This window comes from Telluria sp. AIW5 (assembly GCF_056680575.1).
In genome coordinates this window covers 265507-281294 of record NZ_CM155289.1, presented here as the reverse complement: position 1 = coordinate 281294, position 15788 = coordinate 265507, and the positions used below count along the sequence as shown (strand labels likewise).

17 protein-coding genes are annotated in these 15788 nt (G+C 63.4%); 12 read left to right on the top strand and 5 right to left on the bottom strand.

All coding sequences use genetic code 11. The features are described 5' to 3' along the window. The first annotated feature begins 3 nt into the window (after positions 1-3). The 4 genes from AC1MEM_RS01245 to AC1MEM_RS01230 all read left to right on the top strand — a co-directional run bounded on the left by AC1MEM_RS01245 (position 4) and on the right by AC1MEM_RS01230 (position 3972). On the top strand, positions 4-1008 hold the full coding sequence (locus tag AC1MEM_RS01245; protein WP_499474882.1) for a Tim44 domain-containing protein: 1005 nt from the start codon (positions 4-6) through the stop codon (positions 1006-1008). A 105-nt stretch (positions 1009-1113) separates the two neighbouring features. After that, a complete protein-coding gene (locus AC1MEM_RS01240; RefSeq protein ID WP_499474881.1) occupies positions 1114-1803 on the top strand; it encodes a ubiquinone biosynthesis accessory factor UbiJ in 690 nt (229 codons plus the stop codon). Continuing rightward, positions 1803-3374, top strand: a complete 1572-nt coding sequence (gene ubiB, locus AC1MEM_RS01235; protein ID WP_499474880.1) for a ubiquinone biosynthesis regulatory protein kinase UbiB — start codon at positions 1803-1805, stop codon at positions 3372-3374. Before AC1MEM_RS01240 ends, ubiB begins: the two co-directional genes overlap by 1 nt. After that, on the top strand, positions 3358-3972 hold the full coding sequence (locus AC1MEM_RS01230; RefSeq protein ID WP_499474879.1) for a methyltransferase domain-containing protein: 615 nt from the start codon (positions 3358-3360) through the stop codon (positions 3970-3972). Before ubiB ends, AC1MEM_RS01230 begins: the two co-directional genes overlap by 17 nt. A gap of 41 nt (positions 3973-4013) precedes the next feature. Here the strand turns inward: AC1MEM_RS01230 and AC1MEM_RS01225 are convergent, their stop codons facing one another. Together AC1MEM_RS01225 and AC1MEM_RS01220 are read right to left on the bottom strand one after the other, a co-directional pair. Then, entirely contained in the window at positions 4014-4271 is a 258-nt protein-coding gene (locus tag AC1MEM_RS01225) for a Txe/YoeB family addiction module toxin (protein ID WP_499474878.1), read from the bottom strand. Then, positions 4246-4545 carry a type II toxin-antitoxin system Phd/YefM family antitoxin gene (locus AC1MEM_RS01220; protein WP_499474877.1) on the bottom strand — a complete coding sequence of 100 codons (300 nt, stop codon included), beginning with the start codon at positions 4543-4545 and terminating at the stop codon, positions 4246-4248. The genes AC1MEM_RS01225 and AC1MEM_RS01220 overlap by 26 nt, the downstream gene beginning before the upstream one ends. Before the next feature lie 488 nt (positions 4546-5033). Here AC1MEM_RS01220 and AC1MEM_RS01215 point away from each other — a divergent pair, with 488 nt between their 5' ends. The 4 genes from AC1MEM_RS01215 to nudB all read left to right on the top strand — a co-directional run bounded on the left by AC1MEM_RS01215 (position 5034) and on the right by nudB (position 8437). Continuing rightward, on the top strand, positions 5034-5354 hold the full coding sequence (locus tag AC1MEM_RS01215; RefSeq protein WP_499474876.1) for an FmdB family zinc ribbon protein: 321 nt from the start codon (positions 5034-5036) through the stop codon (positions 5352-5354). Between the two features lie 55 nt (positions 5355-5409). Continuing rightward, positions 5410-5997, top strand: coding sequence for a DUF502 domain-containing protein (locus AC1MEM_RS01210; protein WP_499474875.1), 588 nt, complete (start codon positions 5410-5412; stop codon positions 5995-5997). Between the two features lie 103 nt (positions 5998-6100). Continuing rightward, the gene (gene aspS / locus AC1MEM_RS01205; protein WP_499477535.1) at positions 6101-7894 is read left to right on the top strand and encodes an aspartate--tRNA ligase; all 1794 of its coding nucleotides are present in this window, start codon (positions 6101-6103) and stop codon (positions 7892-7894) included. Between the two features lie 141 nt (positions 7895-8035). After that, positions 8036-8437 (top strand): dihydroneopterin triphosphate diphosphatase, encoded by a 402-nt coding sequence (nudB, locus tag AC1MEM_RS01200; RefSeq protein WP_499477534.1) that lies wholly within the window; start codon positions 8036-8038, stop codon positions 8435-8437. A gap of 143 nt (positions 8438-8580) precedes the next feature. On the opposite strand, the gene AC1MEM_RS01195 is transcribed toward nudB, so the two are convergent. Genes AC1MEM_RS01195 through AC1MEM_RS01185 form a run of 3 tightly spaced genes read right to left on the bottom strand, consistent with a single transcriptional unit; the run spans position 8581 to position 11726 of the window. Beyond that, positions 8581-9264: an ABC transporter ATP-binding protein gene (locus AC1MEM_RS01195; protein WP_499474874.1), complete on the bottom strand. Its 684-nt coding sequence runs from the start codon at positions 9262-9264 to the stop codon at positions 8581-8583. Further along, on the bottom strand, positions 9257-10474 hold the full coding sequence (locus AC1MEM_RS01190) for an ABC transporter permease (protein WP_499474873.1): 1218 nt from the start codon (positions 10472-10474) through the stop codon (positions 9257-9259). Before AC1MEM_RS01190 ends, AC1MEM_RS01195 begins: the two co-directional genes overlap by 8 nt. 1 nt (position 10475) lies before the next feature. Further along, positions 10476-11726 (bottom strand): efflux RND transporter periplasmic adaptor subunit, encoded by a 1251-nt coding sequence (locus AC1MEM_RS01185; protein ID WP_499474872.1) that lies wholly within the window; start codon positions 11724-11726, stop codon positions 10476-10478. A 303-nt stretch (positions 11727-12029) separates the two neighbouring features. On the opposite strand from AC1MEM_RS01185, the gene epsC reads away from it, so the two are divergent. The 4 genes from epsC (at position 12030) to clsB (ending at position 15784) form a co-directional block, all read left to right on the top strand. After that, positions 12030-12947 carry a serine O-acetyltransferase EpsC gene (gene epsC, locus AC1MEM_RS01180; RefSeq protein WP_499474871.1) on the top strand — a complete coding sequence of 306 codons (918 nt, stop codon included), beginning with the start codon at positions 12030-12032 and terminating at the stop codon, positions 12945-12947. Between the two features lie 556 nt (positions 12948-13503). Further along, positions 13504-13707: a hypothetical protein gene (locus tag AC1MEM_RS01175; RefSeq protein WP_499474870.1), complete on the top strand. Its 204-nt coding sequence runs from the start codon at positions 13504-13506 to the stop codon at positions 13705-13707. A gap of 99 nt (positions 13708-13806) precedes the next feature. Further along, positions 13807-14619, top strand: a complete 813-nt coding sequence (locus tag AC1MEM_RS01170) for an endonuclease/exonuclease/phosphatase family protein (RefSeq protein ID WP_499474869.1) — start codon at positions 13807-13809, stop codon at positions 14617-14619. Between the two features lie 4 nt (positions 14620-14623). After that, a complete protein-coding gene (clsB, locus tag AC1MEM_RS01165) occupies positions 14624-15784 on the top strand; it encodes a cardiolipin synthase ClsB (protein ID WP_499474868.1) in 1161 nt (386 codons plus the stop codon). The last annotated feature ends 4 nt before the right edge of the window (positions 15785-15788 follow it).

The following is a 15788-nucleotide window of genomic DNA, read 5'->3' as shown; positions in this document are numbered from 1 at the left end:
ATAATGAAGAAATTCCTGGTCACGATGGTGCTGGCACTGACCGCCACCGCAATGATGTCGGAGGCCATTGCGCGTCCGATGGGCGGCCGCCGCTCGTTCGGCCGCCAGTCGCAGACGGTGCGCCAGATGCCGGCCCCGGCGCCGGCCCCGATGACGCCGATGAATCGCCAGGCGGCCCAGCCGTCGCCCGCCGGGCCGATGGCCGGCGCCGCAGGTGCGCGTGCCATGCAGCCGAAGCGCCCGAGCATGTGGAAGGGCCTGCTGGGCGGCGCGCTGCTCGGCCTCGGCCTTGGCGCCCTGTTCTCGCACCTCGGCATCGGCGGCGCCATGGCCTCGATGCTGTCGACCCTGCTGATGCTGGCGCTGCTCGCCTTTGCCGTGATGTTTGTCGTGCGCATGTTCCGCCGCAAGGACACGCCGGCCAACGCCCCCTTCCAGGGCGGCGGTTTCAACCAGCCGGTACCGGCTGGCGGCACGCCTGAAATCGGGTCCGGCCTGCAGCAGCAATACCAGCCGCAGCACTACGAACCGCAGCAGTACCAGCCTCAGTCGCAGTCGTTCGGCCATTCCCAGCCTGCGTCGGGCATTTCGCTGGACAAGGGCGGCGTCGCTGCGCCGCACACCCCATGGGGCGTGCCGGCCGACTTCGATACCGAGTCCTTCCTGCGCCACGCGAAATCCTCCTTCATCCGCATGCAGGCCGCGTGGGACAAGGGCGACGTCGCCGACCTGCGCGAGTTCACCACGCCGGAAGTATTCGCCGAACTCAAGATGCAGATCGTCGAACGCGGCGGCACAGCCGACTTCACCGATGTCGTATCGGTCGACGCCCAGCTGCTCGGCATCGAATCGACGGCCACCGACTACCTGGCCAGCGTCCAGTTCAACGCCATGATCCGCACCGCCCCGAACGCCCCGGCCGAGCCCATGGCCGAAGTCTGGAACATGGAAAAGCCGCTGTCGGGCAGCACCGGTTGGGTGTTGGCTGGCATTCAGCAACTGGCGTGATTTTTTTGTAAAGTTTCCCGTGCGCTCGGGTTTGTCCCCGGCAAACTGGTAAGATCGAAACCGCCCGCGTAACAACCGGGCGGTTTTGTTTTTTAGCGACCCCTTATGTTCCCGAGCCCCTTACTCCTGACGCCGCAACGCGCCCTGACGGCCTCCGCCGTCGCCACGATCAACCACTTGCTGGCGGACGAGGCCTGGGCGCGCGCGTCGCTGCAGCGCCATGCCGGCAAGATCGCCGTCATCGATACCGGCCACCTGGCGCTGCGCCTGCGCGTGGCGGCCGACGGCCTGCTCGAAGCAGCAACGCCTCAAGCCGTGTCGAGCGTCACCATCCACGTCAAGCTGGCGGATTTGCCGCTGATCGCCCAGAACCGCGAGCGCGCCTTTTCCTATGTGCGCATCGAGGGCGACGCCGAGTTCGCCAACGCGATTTCCCAGCTGAGCCGTAGCCTGCGCTGGGAGCCCGAGCACGACCTGGAACGCCTGTTCGGGCCGATCGGCGCCAACCGGCTGGCCGGCGGCGCGCGCAGCGCCTTGAATAACGTCAACGCCACCGGGCGCCGCCTGGCCGAGAACCTGGCCGAATTCCTGGTCGAGGAACAGCCGGTGCTGATCCGCCCCGGCGAAGTCGATGTGTTCGGCGCCGATGTGGTGCGCCTGCGCGACGACCTCGAGCGCACGGCCAAGCGCATTTCGCGGCTCGAGCAATTGCTCAGGCAAGCCCCCACGCAAGCCCCCCAGCAAGCCCCCATTCCGACAACCCGCCCGAGCGGGGACCACACCCTGGATAGCTGATGATATTGAAATTCCTGCGCCTGCTTAAAATTTTCACGGTCGCAACCAAGTACGGTCTCGATGAAATTGCAATGTCCGGCTTCGATGCGCCGCGCACCGCACGCTTCGTCAGCGGAATGTTTTTCTGGCGCAAGCGGATCACCACCCCGCGTGCGATCCGCCTGCGTCTCGCCCTCGAAGAACTGGGGCCGATCTTCATCAAGTTCGGCCAGGTGCTGTCGACCCGGCGCGACCTGATGCCGCAGGACATCGCGGACGAGCTCTCCCTGCTGCAGGACCGCGTTCCCCCCTTTCCATCCGACCAGGCCATCGCCCAGATCACGGCCTCGCTCGGCGCCCATCCGGACCAGCTGTTCGCGAATTTCGATCCGGTGCCGGTGGCCTCGGCCTCGATTGCCCAGGTTCACTTCGCGACGCTGAAGAACGGCAAGGAAGTAGCGATCAAGGTGCTGCGTCCGGGCATGAAAAAGACGATCGACGAAGACATCGCGCTGATGTACATGGCGACCGGGTTGATCGAGCGCGTCTGGGCCGAAAGCCGGCGCCTGAAACCGCGCGAAGTCGTCGCCGAGTTCGACAAATACCTGCACGACGAACTCGACCTGATGCGCGAAGCGGCGAATGCGGCCCAGCTGCGCCGCAATTTCGCCGACTCCGAATTGCTGATGGTCCCGGAAATGTACTGGGACTATTGCTCCAGCAGCGTGATCGTCATGGAGCGCATGAACGGCATCCCGGTGTCGCAGATCGACCGCCTGGCAGCCGCGGGCGTCGACCTGAAAAAGCTCTCGAGCGACGGCGTCGAAATCTTTTTCACGCAAGTCTTCCGCGACGGTTTCTTCCACGCCGATATGCACCCGGGTAACATCCTGGTCTCGGTCGCGCCGGAAACCTTTGGCCGCTATATCGCGCTCGACTTCGGCATCGTCGGCACGCTGAACGACTTCGACAAGGATTATTTGTCGCAGAATTTCCTGGCCTTCTTCCGGCGCGACTATAAACGTGTCGCCGAGGCCCACATCGAATCGGGCTGGGCGCCGAGGAATACCCGCGTCGACGAACTCGAATCGGCCGTGCGCGCCTGCTGCGAGCCGATCTTCGACCGTCCATTGAAGGACATTTCCTTCGGTCAGATTTTATTGCGCCTGTTCCAGACCTCGCGCCGCTTCAATGTCGAGGTGCAGCCGCAACTCGTGCTGCTGCAAAAGACCCTCCTGAACATCGAAGGTCTCGGGCGCCAGCTCGATCCCGAGCTGGACTTGTGGAAGACTGCGAAACCGTATCTGGAGCGCTGGATGGGCGAGCAGATCGGCTGGCGCGGCCTGATCGAGAAGTTGAAAGCCGAAGCGCCGCGCTACGCCCATATCTTCCCGCAACTGCCGCGCCTGGCGCACCGCGCGCTCGAACACCAGGCCCAGCCGCATGCGGCCACGCAGGATTTATTGACCATGCTGGTGCTGGAGCAGCGCCGCACGAATCGCCTGATCGGCTTCGTTGCCTGGCTTGCCGGCGGCATCGCCTCGGGCATCATCTGCGCCGCTTTATTCGCACGCTATGGCCACGCGCTCTGAGCCGCCCACGTTCGCCAGCCGCGATCCGCTCACGCCCGGGTTCTGGGATGAGCGCTTCGAGCGCGACTTCACACCCTGGGATCTGAAAGGCGTGCCGCAGGGGCTGCGCGATTACGTGGAACGCGATCGCTCGCCACGCACGGTGTTGATACCCGGATGCGGCAACGGCTACGAACTTGCCTTCCTGGCGGATGCCGGCTGGGACGCGACGGCGATCGATTTTTCGCCGGCCGCGGTGAGCCGTGCACGTGCGCTGGTCGGGCAGTGGGCGCCGCGCGTGGTCGAAGCCGATTTCTTTGCCTGGCAACCGCAGGGAACCCTCGACCTGGTCTACGAACGCGCTTTCCTGTGTTCGATGCCCGCGGCCATGCGGCCGCGGGTGGCGGCGCGCTGGGCGGAACTGCTGGCGCCGGACGGCCAGTTGGCTGGTTTCTTCTTTTTTGGCACCTCACCGAAAGGGCCGCCATTCGGCATCGCGCGTGGGGGACTGGAGGAGTTGCTGACGCCCCATTTCGCGCTGGTCGAAGAAGGGGAGGTCGTCGATTCGCTGCCCGTCTTCGGCGGTCAGGAGCGCTGGATGGTGTGGCGTCGCCGCTGAGCGGGGACCAGGAAAAGGGAGCAAGGTACTCCCTTTGCCATTCAGTAGTGGTAACGGCAGGAGATAAAGAACAATTCTTCGTCGACAACCGTATAGACCAGACGGTTGGTTTCGTCGATGCGCCGCGACCAGCAACCGGCGAGGCCGTGTTTCAAGGGCTCAGGCTTGCCGATCCCGGCAAAGGGATCGCGCTGGGCGTCCTTGATCAGGTCATTGATGCGCCGGAGCGTCTTTTTGTCCGGTGTTTGCCAATAGACGTAATCGGTCCATGACTCATCCGTGAACTTCAGGCTGCGCATCTTGCTGTTTCTCAGTTTCAGGGATATCTACCAAATCACGTTGCCGGGCTTGACCGGCGCGCGCCTGGGCAAGTGATTTTGCCAGATGCGCCGCATTTGCTGGCGAGCTCAGCAAATGAACGGTTTCCATCAGGCTGCTGTAGTGATCGAAGGACATGACAACTGCATCGGGCGCGTCGCGCCGCGAGATCACGGTGACGTCCGCATCCTCAACCACCTGGTCGATGACAGTACGGAGACTGTTGCGTGCGTCTGAAAAGTTTATGATTCTCATTTTTCACTCCGGTTCGCTGTGCAGGGACATTGGTTGTGCAACTGGCGTTGCCTGTATCCGCAGTTGAGGCAGGGGATGATGGATTTGTACAGTATATTGTACATGTATGGGTATAGCGCGGAATGTACGAAGCGCAAGCGAAGTGGCGGTGCTGCTCGTTCAGTCAAAAAAAATGCCCGCATAAGCGGGCTTTGAACTGCAGCATTCTTGTACGGCCAGGCGGCGATGCGACATCGCGCCAACTTCTGTTTCTTGGACCCAGTCCCACGCGCCGGAGCACGTGGCAGCTTGCGCTGTCGAAGATGCTATTTAAACAGGCGTGTTGATTTTCGGCAAATGGAACCGCATAAAGGGTGATTAAAAACAACACTTCACCGAGCTGCTTCTTTCGCAGGCAGTGTCGCATCTTCCGGCAGGGCCATCATTCCGTCAGAGCCCGCCAAAACCTTTATAATTCAGGGTTTTGAAGATTTTTGCGGAGTCTCACAATGCCGATTTACGCTTACCGCTGCGACGAATGCGGTTTTTCCAAAGATGTACTGCAAAAAATTTCCGACCCGGTCCTGACGACCTGCCTGTCCTGCGGCAAGCCCGCGTTCAAGAAGCAGGTCACGGCGGCGGGTTTCCAGCTCAAGGGTTCGGGCTGGTATGTCACCGATTTCCGCGGCGGCAAGGCACCGGCGACGGGTACCGCGCCGGCTGCCGGCGCGCCAGCGGCCGACGCTCCGGCTGCGGCCAGTTCCTCGACCGAGAGCAGCACGCCTGCGGCTCCCGCGCCGGCGCCGAAGAGCGACACCAGCACCTCCTGATGCCGCTCCCTGCGAGCCCTCATCAAGCCGCAGTAATAACAACAATGAGAATGTGATGCGCAAATATTTCCTGACTGGCTTGCTGATCCTCGTACCGCTGGCGATTACCGCCTGGGTGCTGAGCATGGTCATCGGCACCCTCGACCAGTCGCTGCTGTTCGTGCCCGAGCGCTGGCAGCCACGCAACGTCATCGGCTTCGACATCCCCGGTATCGGCGCGATCCTGACCCTGGCGATCGTGTTCGTCACGGGCCTGCTGACGAATAACCTGGTCGGCAAGTACATCGTGCGCATCGGCGAGCGGCTGCTCAAGCGCATCCCGGTCGTCAGCTCGCTCTACGGCAGCGTGAAGCAGGTGTCCGATACGCTGTTCTCGTCGTCCGGCAACGCTTTCCGCCAGGCGGTGCTGATCCCGTATCCGCATGCACACTCGTACACCATCGCCTTCCTGACCGGCATTCCCGGCGGCGACGTCAAGAACCACCTGGTCGGCGAATACGTCAGCGTCTACGTGCCGACCACCCCGAACCCGACCTCGGGCTTTTTCCTGATGATGGAACGCAGCAGGGTCGTCGAGCTGGACATGACGGTCGACGCCGCGCTCAAGTACATCGTCTCGATGGGCGTCGTGGCGCCTGAATAACGCGCGAATAAGCCGAGACCCGAGCGGACTACAATAGCAAGAATCAAAGCCGCTGCACGCGGCAACCGATACACCAACCTGGAATAGAGAAAATATGTCCTCCATGCGTACCAACTATTGCGGCCTCGTCACCGAAGAATTGCTGGGCCAAACTGTCAGCCTGTGCGGCTGGGTACACCGCCGCCGCGACCACGGTGGCGTCATCTTCATCGACCTGCGCGACCGCGAAGGCCTGGTGCAGGTCGTCTGCCATCCGGACAATGCCGATGTGTTCAAGGCCGCCGAGCACGTGCGTAACGAGTACTGCCTGCGCATCACCGGCACCGTGACCAACCGCCTGGAAGGTACCGTCAACGCCAACCTGAAGTCGGGCAAGATCGAAATCAACGCGTCGCAAGTCGAAGTGCTGAACCCGTCGGTGCCGGTCCCGTTCCAGCTGGACGACGACAACCTGTCGGAAACCACCCGCCTGACGCACCGCGTGCTCGACCTGCGCCGCGGCCAGATGCAGCGCAACCTGCGCCTGCGCTACAAGGTGACGATGGAAGTGCGCAAGTACCTCGACAACCTGGGCTTCATCGACATCGAGACCCCGATGCTGACCAAGTCGACCCCGGAAGGCGCACGCGACTATCTCGTCCCATCGCGCGTCAACCCAGGCAACTTCTTCGCGCTGCCGCAGTCGCCGCAGCTGTTCAAGCAGCTGCTGATGGTGTCGAACTTCGACCGTTACTACCAGATTACCAAGTGCTTCCGCGACGAAGACCTGCGTGCCGACCGCCAGCCGGAATTCACGCAGATCGACTGCGAAACCTCGTTCCTGACCGAGCAGGAAATCCGTGACCTGTTCGAAGACATGATGCGCGTCGTGTTTAAAAACGCCGCCGGCATCGACCTGCCGAACCCGTTCCCGGTCATGGATTTCGCGACCGCCATGGGCATGTATGGTTCGGACAAGCCGGACATGCGCGTCAAGCTGGAATTCACCGAATTGACCGAGCTGATGAAGTCGGTCGAATTCAAAGTCTTCAACAGCGCCGCCAACATGGCCGGCGGCCGCGTGGTCGGCCTGCGCGTGCCGCAGGGGGGCTCGATGCCGCGTTCGGAAATCGACGCCTACACCCAGTTCGTCGCGATCTACGGCGCCAAGGGCCTGGCCTACATCAAGGTCAACGAGAAGGCAAAAGGCCGTGAAGGCCTGCAGTCGCCGATCGTGAAAAACCTGTCCGACGAGGTGCTGGCCCAGATCCTGGAACTGACGGGCGCGCAAGACGGCGACCTGATCTTCTTCGGCGCCGACAAGGCGAAAGTCGTCAACGACGCCATCGGCGCGCTGCGCGTGAAAATCGGCCACTCGGAATTCGGCAAGAAGGCCGGCCTGTTCGAAGACACCTGGAGCCCGCTGTGGGTGATCGACTTCCCGATGTTCGAGCACGACGAAGAATCGAACCGCTGGACCGCGACCCACCACCCGTTCACGGCCCCGAAAGACGGCCATGAAGACATGCTGGAAACCAATCCGGGCGGATGCATCGCCAAGGCCTACGACATGGTCCTGAACGGCTGGGAAATGGGTGGCGGCTCGATTCGTATCCACCGCGAAGAAGTCCAGAGCAAAGTCTTCCGCGCACTGAAGATCGACGCCGAAGAAGCGCAATTGAAATTCGGCTTCCTGCTCGACGCCCTGCAATACGGCGCGCCGCCGCATGGTGGCCTGGCCTTCGGCCTGGACCGCCTGGTCACGCTGATGACCGGCTCGGAATCGATCCGCGACGTGATCGCTTTCCCGAAGACCCAGCGCGCGCAGGATCTGCTGACCAATGCACCGTCCGAAGTCGACGAGAAGCAACTCAAGGAACTGCACATCCGCCTGCGCAACGAGCCGAAGGTGGGCTAAGTACGCTCGGCCGTATGGCTGGGTAGAATAGGGGCCGGAGTGTCGTCGTTGACGATGCTCCGGCCCTTTTTATTTGTTTCGGAGAAGCCCCGCGTGCACAAGATTCCTGAATCGGTCCTCGTTGTCATTCACACGGTGGACATGGACGTGCTGCTGATCGAGCGTGCCGACCGGCCCGGCTTTTGGCAATCGGTCACCGGCTCGCTCGACGCGCCCGACGAGCCGCTGCTGGAGACGGCGAAGCGCGAACTGTTCGAGGAAACGGGGATCGTGGCCGATGGCGAACAGATTCGCCTGCACGACTGGAACCTGTCGAACGTCTACGAGATCTACCCGAGCTGGCGCCACCGCTACGCGCCTGGCGTCACGCACAACACCGAGCACGTGTTTTCCGTCTGCGTGCCGCGCGGTATCCCGATTACGCTCAGTCCGCGCGAACACGTGCAGTACTTGTGGCTGCCGCTATTGGAAGCGGCCGACAAGTGCTTTTCGTCGTCGAATGCGGAGGCGGTGCTGCAGCTGCCGCGCCATTTTCCTGATTGAAAGCTGGGCTGGCGAAGCGGCTGGAGTGGCTGGGGTCAGGTCTGACATATGGACACGGCCTCAGCCTTGTTTACCTGGCTATTGTTGAGGTCGTGTCTAAATGTCAGACCTGACCCCCGTCGTTTGTGACCCCAGTCGTTTGATCAGGCCACGATGCGGCCGTCGACGAGTTCGACGATGCGGTCGCAGCGCTGTGCCAGCGTCAGGTTGTGGGTGACGAACAGGAAAGCGGTGCCGCCCTCGGCGCTCACGCGCCGCATCAGCTCGAACACGGCGGCGGCGGACCGGGTGTCGAGATTGCCGGTCGGCTCGTCGGCCAGCACCAGCGCCGGACGCAGTGCCAGCGCGCGTGCGATCGCCACGCGCTGCTGTTGTCCCCCGGAGAGATTGTTGGCCAGGTGATCGCGCCATTGTGCCAGGCCGACGTGCTCGAGCAGCTGCCGCGCATGCGCGCGCATTGCCTCGTCGGGACGGCCGCGGGCGAGCAGCTCGGGCATCATGACGTTCTCGAGCGCGGTAAAGGCCGAGATCAGGTAGTGGTACTGGAAAACGAAGCCAATGCTGTGCCCGCGCAGCCGGGTCAGGCTGTTTTCGTCCAGCATGCTGGTGTCGCGGCCGTCGATGAAAAGCTTGCCGCCGCTCGGGCGGTCGAGCAGTCCGATGATGTTGAGGAGCGTGCTCTTGCCTGACCCGGAGGGGCCCATCAGGGCGACGAATTCGCCGCGCCCCAGACGCAGGTCGATCCCGTGCAGCACCTCGGTAGCGGCCGCGGTGCCCACGCCGTAGGATTTGGTGATGCCTTCCAGGCGCAGGACGTCCTCAGCCACGAATCGCCTCCACCGGTTGCAGCCTGGCCGCGCGCAGTGCCGGGATCACCGCCGCCACCAGCCCGGTCAGGGTCGCCACCAGCGCCGCCAGCAAATACAGGCCCGGCCCGATCTGGAGGACAAACATGGGCGTGCCGTCCGGATTCCTGGCCGCCAGGCGCCAGCCGGCCACCAGCAGCGTCGCCATGACGGAGCCGAGGATCGAGCCGAGCAGGCCGACGATAGCGCCCTGCAGCAGGAAGATGCGCATGACCTGGCCGCGCGAACCGCCCATCGCGCGCAAGATACCGATTTCCTTCGAACGTTGGACTACCGACACCACCAATACGCTGGCGATGCCGGCCGCGACCGACATGCCGACGAACACGCGGATCAGCTGGCTGGTGAATTTCTGCGCATTCAGGCCGAGGAAGAACTGGTTGTTGGTGGCGATCCAGCTGAGCGCATCGAGCCCGGTCTGGCTGGCGATCGAGCGCGCGATCGTTTCGGCGTCGAAGGGATCGGGCACCGTCAGGTTGATGCTCGACACGCCGCCGGTCAGGCGCAGCAGGTTCTGCGCGGTCGCCAGCAGCACGTAGACGGCGCGCTGGTTGGCGCCGCGGCTGCCGAGGTCGACGATGCCGGAAATGTTGAGCGTGACGGCGCCGCCGGCGGCCGCCTGCAGGCGCAGCTTGTCTCCCAGTCGCAGGCCGAGGTCGCTCGCCAGCGTCTGCCCGATCAGCACGTCGGTGGTGGTCATGCGGTAGCTGCCGGCAATGATCTTGTCGGGCAGGGGGACGATCCGGGCGTATTGCTCGGGATCGATGCCGGTCACCGAGACCGACTGGCTGCTGGCGCCGCGCAGCACGAAGGCCGGCCCGCTGACGGTGGGCGCCACCGCCACGATGTCGCTGCGCATGCGCATCTCGTCGCGCACCTTCTGCCACTGGTCGATCACGTTCGGGCGCTGGGTCGGCGTCTGCAGGATGGCCACGCTGGCCTGCCCATCCCGCGCCGGGCGCAACGGACGCGCCACATCCTTCGGTCGCTCGAGCACGATGTGCGGCTGCGAGCTGAGTACGCGGCGAAACAGGTTCGCCTGCATCCCGCTCAACAGCGCCGACATGAACACGATGACCGCCACGCCGATCGCCGCGGCGACGATGATGAACAGCGATTGCATGCGGCCTTCACGCAGGAAGCGCACGGCGGCAATCCATTCGAAGGGCATGTCAGTTCCCGGCGCGCCGGCCGCCGGGCGGGCTCACGGTCGCGCGTATGCGGCTGCCGTCGGCGAGCGTGCCGGAGGCGGGCGCCACCAGGTCGCCCGGCCGCAGGCCGGACAGGATTTCGGTATTGCCGCCGCCGCTGATGCCGACCGTGACCGGCTGGCGGCGCAGGTGGCGGCCCGCCACCTTCAGGACCCAGGGCGATCGCCCCCCGCTGTCGTGCACGGTTTCAGCCGCCACCACCACGGCAGCGGGGCGCTGCGCGACGTCGATGTCGATCGATACCGTCATGTCCTGGCGCAGGTAGGGAGGAGGGCGGCCAACGTCGAACTTGACCTCGACCGAACCGCGCTGCGGATCGACGGCCGGGTTGATGTAGGCGAGCCGGGCAGTGAAGCGGTCGCGCGGGTAGGCATCCGCCGATGCGAGCGCGTCCTGGCCGATGCGCAACAGGGCAATGTTCTTTTCGTCGATGTCGACAACCAGCTGGGTCGGGCCGGCGGGCGACAGCACCATCAGCACCTTTCCCGGCTGTACGACATCGCCGCGCTCGGCCGCGCGGGCAATGAGCACGCCGCCGACGGGCGCGGCGATCGTGGTGTAGCCGAGCCTGACCTGCACCATGCGCAGGCTGGCGGCGGCCTGCTCGAGGGCAGCCCTGGCAGAGAGCAGCTCGCTTCCCTGTTCGCCAACGCTGGCCAGCTGGGAACGGGCGCTGGCAGCCTGGCTCTCGGCCACAAGCAGGCCGCGCTCGGCCTCGTCGAACACAGCCTGGCCGACGAAACCGCGCGCGAGCAAGGCCTTGTTGCGCTCGTACTGGCGGCGTGCATTGCCGAGATTCGTCTCGGCCTGGCGCAAGGCCTGCGCGGCCACCGGCAGCCCGACCTGGCGCACTTGCAGCAGGCGTGCCTGCGCCTGGCTGAAGGCGGCGCGTGCCTGCTCGAGCGCCGCGCGCGCTTCGGCGTGCTCAAGCTCGATCAAGACCTGTCCCGCCTTCACCGCTTGCCCTTCGGACACGGGAATCGCGGCGATGGTGCCGCTGACCTGGCTGCCGATGTCGACCCGCAGCGGTGTCTCGACGCGGCCGGTAGCAACCACGGTCTGGGTCAGCGCGCGCCGCTCGACGCGGTACACCGTCACCTCGGGGCCGAGCAGCAGGTCGCGGGCGGCGTAGGCCGTGCCCAGCACCATTGCGAGCACCAGTACGACGGTGCCCAGGTGCTTGATATGACCGGGTCGCTCGCTACCCCACATCGCTTTTTCCCGAACATCCGGCAATCCCGGCGATGCTCGGCATCGCATGGTCCAGAACGCAGGCTAGGCCAAGTCCCACGAATTTTATTTGCGGCAGATCAAATCGCTCACTGATGTGGTCCCTTGACCGCATTCCCGACGACGGCTTTCGACATCACGCTGCGGCGGCGGCGCCCGCCATGTCCCCGAACTTTCGAGACAAGCTGCGTCGCAATGTTGAAGCCTGCCGCCGCAAGCCGGCCTCTATAAAGAACTGTGATTAAAATCGTTCGCTTTTCTCCGACCTTCGGTTAGGCTGATCAAATGGACAACAATATCACGGAGCAGGCCGGCTCCAGCCACTGGCAACTCGGCCCCGTCATCGACGCCTTGCGCACCTCGCGCGAATCGACCCATAACATCCGCCACCAGGGACGCGTACGCGAACTGCCTTCGCGCGCGGTGCTGCAGCAGGTGATCGAAGGCGTCTCGGCGGCGCTGTTCCCGACGCATTACGGGCGCCCCGACCTGAACGACGAGAGCATCGATTATTTCGTTGGCGACACCCTGAACGTCGCGCTCGACCGCCTGGTTGAGCAGGTACGGCGCGCGCTGCGCTTTAATCCCGACCTGGAAAGCATCGGCGAACCGGAGCTGAAGGAGCGCGCGCGGGCGATCACGCACTGCTTCGCCGGCAACCTGCCCGAGATCCGCGCCTTATTGGTGTCGGACGTGCAGGCGGCGCTCGCCGGCGATCCGGCCGCCAGTTCGGTGGCGGAAATCATGCTCTGCTATCCGGGCACGATTGCCGTGCTGTACCACCGCCTGGCGCACTGCCTGCACCGCCTCGGCACGCCTTTCCTGGCGCGCCTGGCGGCCGACATTGCCCATACGCTGACCGGGATCGACATCCACCCGGCGGCGCAGATCGGCGCCAGCTTCTTCATCGACCACGGGACCGGCGTCGTCATCGGCGAAACCGCCATCATCGGCAAACACGTGCGTCTGTACCAGGCCGTGACGCTCGGCGCGCGCCGCTTCCCGACGGACGAAAGCGGGGCGCTGGTCAAGGGCGCGCCCAGGCATCCGATCGTCGAGGACGATGTCGTCATCTATGCCGGCGCGACCATTCTCGGGCGCATTACGGTGGGGGCAGGGTCTACCATCGGCGGCAATGTCTGGCTGACGCAAAGCGTGGGGCCGGGCAGCAATGTCAGCCAGGCGCAGATGCGTAACGGGTAGGCGGGGGCTTGGAGCGGCCCTTTGCACAGCGCAGGTTCAGAGGCGCCGCATCGAGGAATTGGTGCGGCGCCTGTATTTTTAGGCAGCGAGCGTTCATTGAGCTGTTGTTTGGCGTTTATCTTTTGTAAGCCAACATGTCAAAATTTTTTAATTATTCGGCAAAAATACAACAGTCACCTCCTTTTGTCTTACAAATCAGGCGCGCGAATTCGTACAAAAAGTTGCAATTTTGTATTAAAAGTATCTTTTAGATACCAAAAGACATTAATGATCGGGTGAAAGTTCGTTAGACCGTCGGGAAACCTCGGCTAACGTGCATACAAATTGATACAAATATGCGGGCAAGCTAAACAAATTATGTATGGAAACATTTCCTGTTACATATTGAAACAAGTTCCGCAAGGAAAAATTACTGAAGGAAATTCGCTATGTTAGGTGGCGCACAATAGAATCGGCGTTTGACAATCAGATACCAGTCGCCTATCGTCCGTGGTTCGCGTCAAGCGAGTTTGTGAACTGCAACACGTCCAACCAACGGATTCTGGGAGAAAAAAAGATGAAGCAATTCAAACCGAAGCACGAGGAAACAGTGAAAGCAGTGAGCGTGGATGACGATTGTTTTTACATCGACCTGCTCTGCGGAATGCGCCTGAGCGGCCCGCGTCTGGTATCCGTTCCCTTGTCCGAGGCCGAACACCTGGCGCCGCCACGCAATGCGGCCTTGCGCCAGCATTGGGAAGCAGCCCCTGCGTTCGAATAAGCTGCTGACGGGGTAGCGGTTCCCAGAGACTGCACCCCGTTCCGCACGATTGGAAATCTTATAAAAATGAACACGGACTGATGGGGTTAGAATATTCCCATGAAGATTCGTGTCGCAACTTACAATATCCACAAAGGTGTCTCCTCGCTGCGCAGTACCCCCCGGGTGCTGGCGCTGAAGAAGGCGATCGCCGAATTCCACGCCGATATCGTCTTCCTGCAGGAAGTGCAGGGGCGGCACGACCGCCATCACGCGCGCTACGGCCAGCACAAACGCGAGACCCGCATCTGGCCTGAAGCGGCCCAGCACGAATACTTCGCCGGCGATTCGCATCAATCCGCCTATGGCATGAACGCGGTTTACGACCACGGCCACCACGGCAATGCCCTGCTCAGCAGTTTTCCGATCGAAAACAGCCAGAACCACGACATCTCGGACCACGCCTATGAACAGCGCGGCATCCTGCACTGCGTGCTGGAAACCCCAGCCGGCAAGGTGCATTGTTATGTGGTCCACCTCGGCCTGTTCGAAGGCGGACGCGGGCGCCAGGCCGAGCAACTGATCGAAGCGGTCAACAAGTCCGCGCCGAACGGCGAACCCGTCATCATCGCCGGCGACTTCAACGACTGGCGCAATACCCTGAGCGAGCGCCTGCGCAATGCGCTCGGCGTGGTCGAGGTGTTCGACGAACTCGGGCCCAAATCGGCCCTCGGCGACATGGTGCGCAGTTGGGCCGGCCGCCAGCCGCGCCTGGCCCCGGCGCGCACCTTCCCGGCCGCGCTGCCCTGGTTCCGCCTCGACCGCATCTACGTGCGCGGCTTCAAGATCGACAATGCGCAGGTGATGGCCGGCCCGATCTGGGCCAAGCTGTCCGACCACGCACCGATCGTTGCCGAATTGCAGTTGGCCTGAAGCGATGCGCAGCGTTACCTATGTAGCGAACAACGACATCACCCTGCTGGAAACCGGACAACAGCTGTTCCCGGCAATGGTCGCGGCGATCGACGCCGCGGCGCACGACATCCTGTTCGAAACCTATATCTTTGCCGAGGATGAGGTTGCGCGCGGCATCGAAGCGGCGCTGATCCGCGCTGCCGGCCGCGGCGTCAAGGTGCGCGTGCTGGTCGACTGGTTCGGCACCGGCCACCGCGCCTGTTGCCGCCGCGCCGAAGCCTTTGCCGCCGCCGGCGTGCACTACCGCGTCTTCAATCCCTGGTTCAGGCGCGGCATCGCCCGCACCCATCGCAAGATCACGGTGGTCGATAACGAAGTCGCCTTTGTCGGCGGCATCAACATTAACGACGACCTGCTGTGCGACTACGAGCCGCACCGCCCCCTGCCGGCTCCGCGCTGGGATTTCGCGGTGCGCGTACGCGGGCCGCTGGTGGCGCAGATCCATTTCGAGGCGCAAGCCCAATGGATGCGGGCCGGCCGCCTCGACCTGTTCAGCCGCATCGAGCTGTTTCGCGAGGCCCGCCGCGCGCCGCCGACCGAAGGCGCCCGCCCGATGCGCGCCGCTTTTGTCGTGCGCGACAATTTACGTAACCGGCGCACCATCCAGCGCGCCTACCTGCAGGCAATCGGCCAGGCGAAGAAGAGCGTGCTGCTGGCCAATCCGTATTTCGCACCGGGCCGTAAATTCCGCGAGGCGCTGGCCCAGGCCGCGGGACGCGGCGTCGATGTCACGCTCCTGATCGGCGTCGGCGAATTCCGCCTGCAGGATGCGGTCGCGCGCTCCTTTTATCCGAAGCTGCTGGCCGCGGGCATCAAGGTCGTGGAATACCGCAAGACCCAGCTGCACGCCAAGATCGCCGTGGTCGACGACGACTGGTCGACGGTGGGCTCGAGCAATTGCGACGGGCTCTCCTTGTTCCTGAACCAGGAAGCGAACATCGTGGTGAAAAACGCCGCCTTTGCGCGTGCCGTGCGTGCCCATATCGAGCGCGGCATTGCCGACGGGGAAGCGGTGCACATGGCGGAATTCGAGGGCATCGGATGGGTGCGCCGTGTGCGCTATGAAATGGCTTACCTTCTCTATAAACTGACCATGAGAATTTTCGCGATTGGTTACGCTTAAGGAT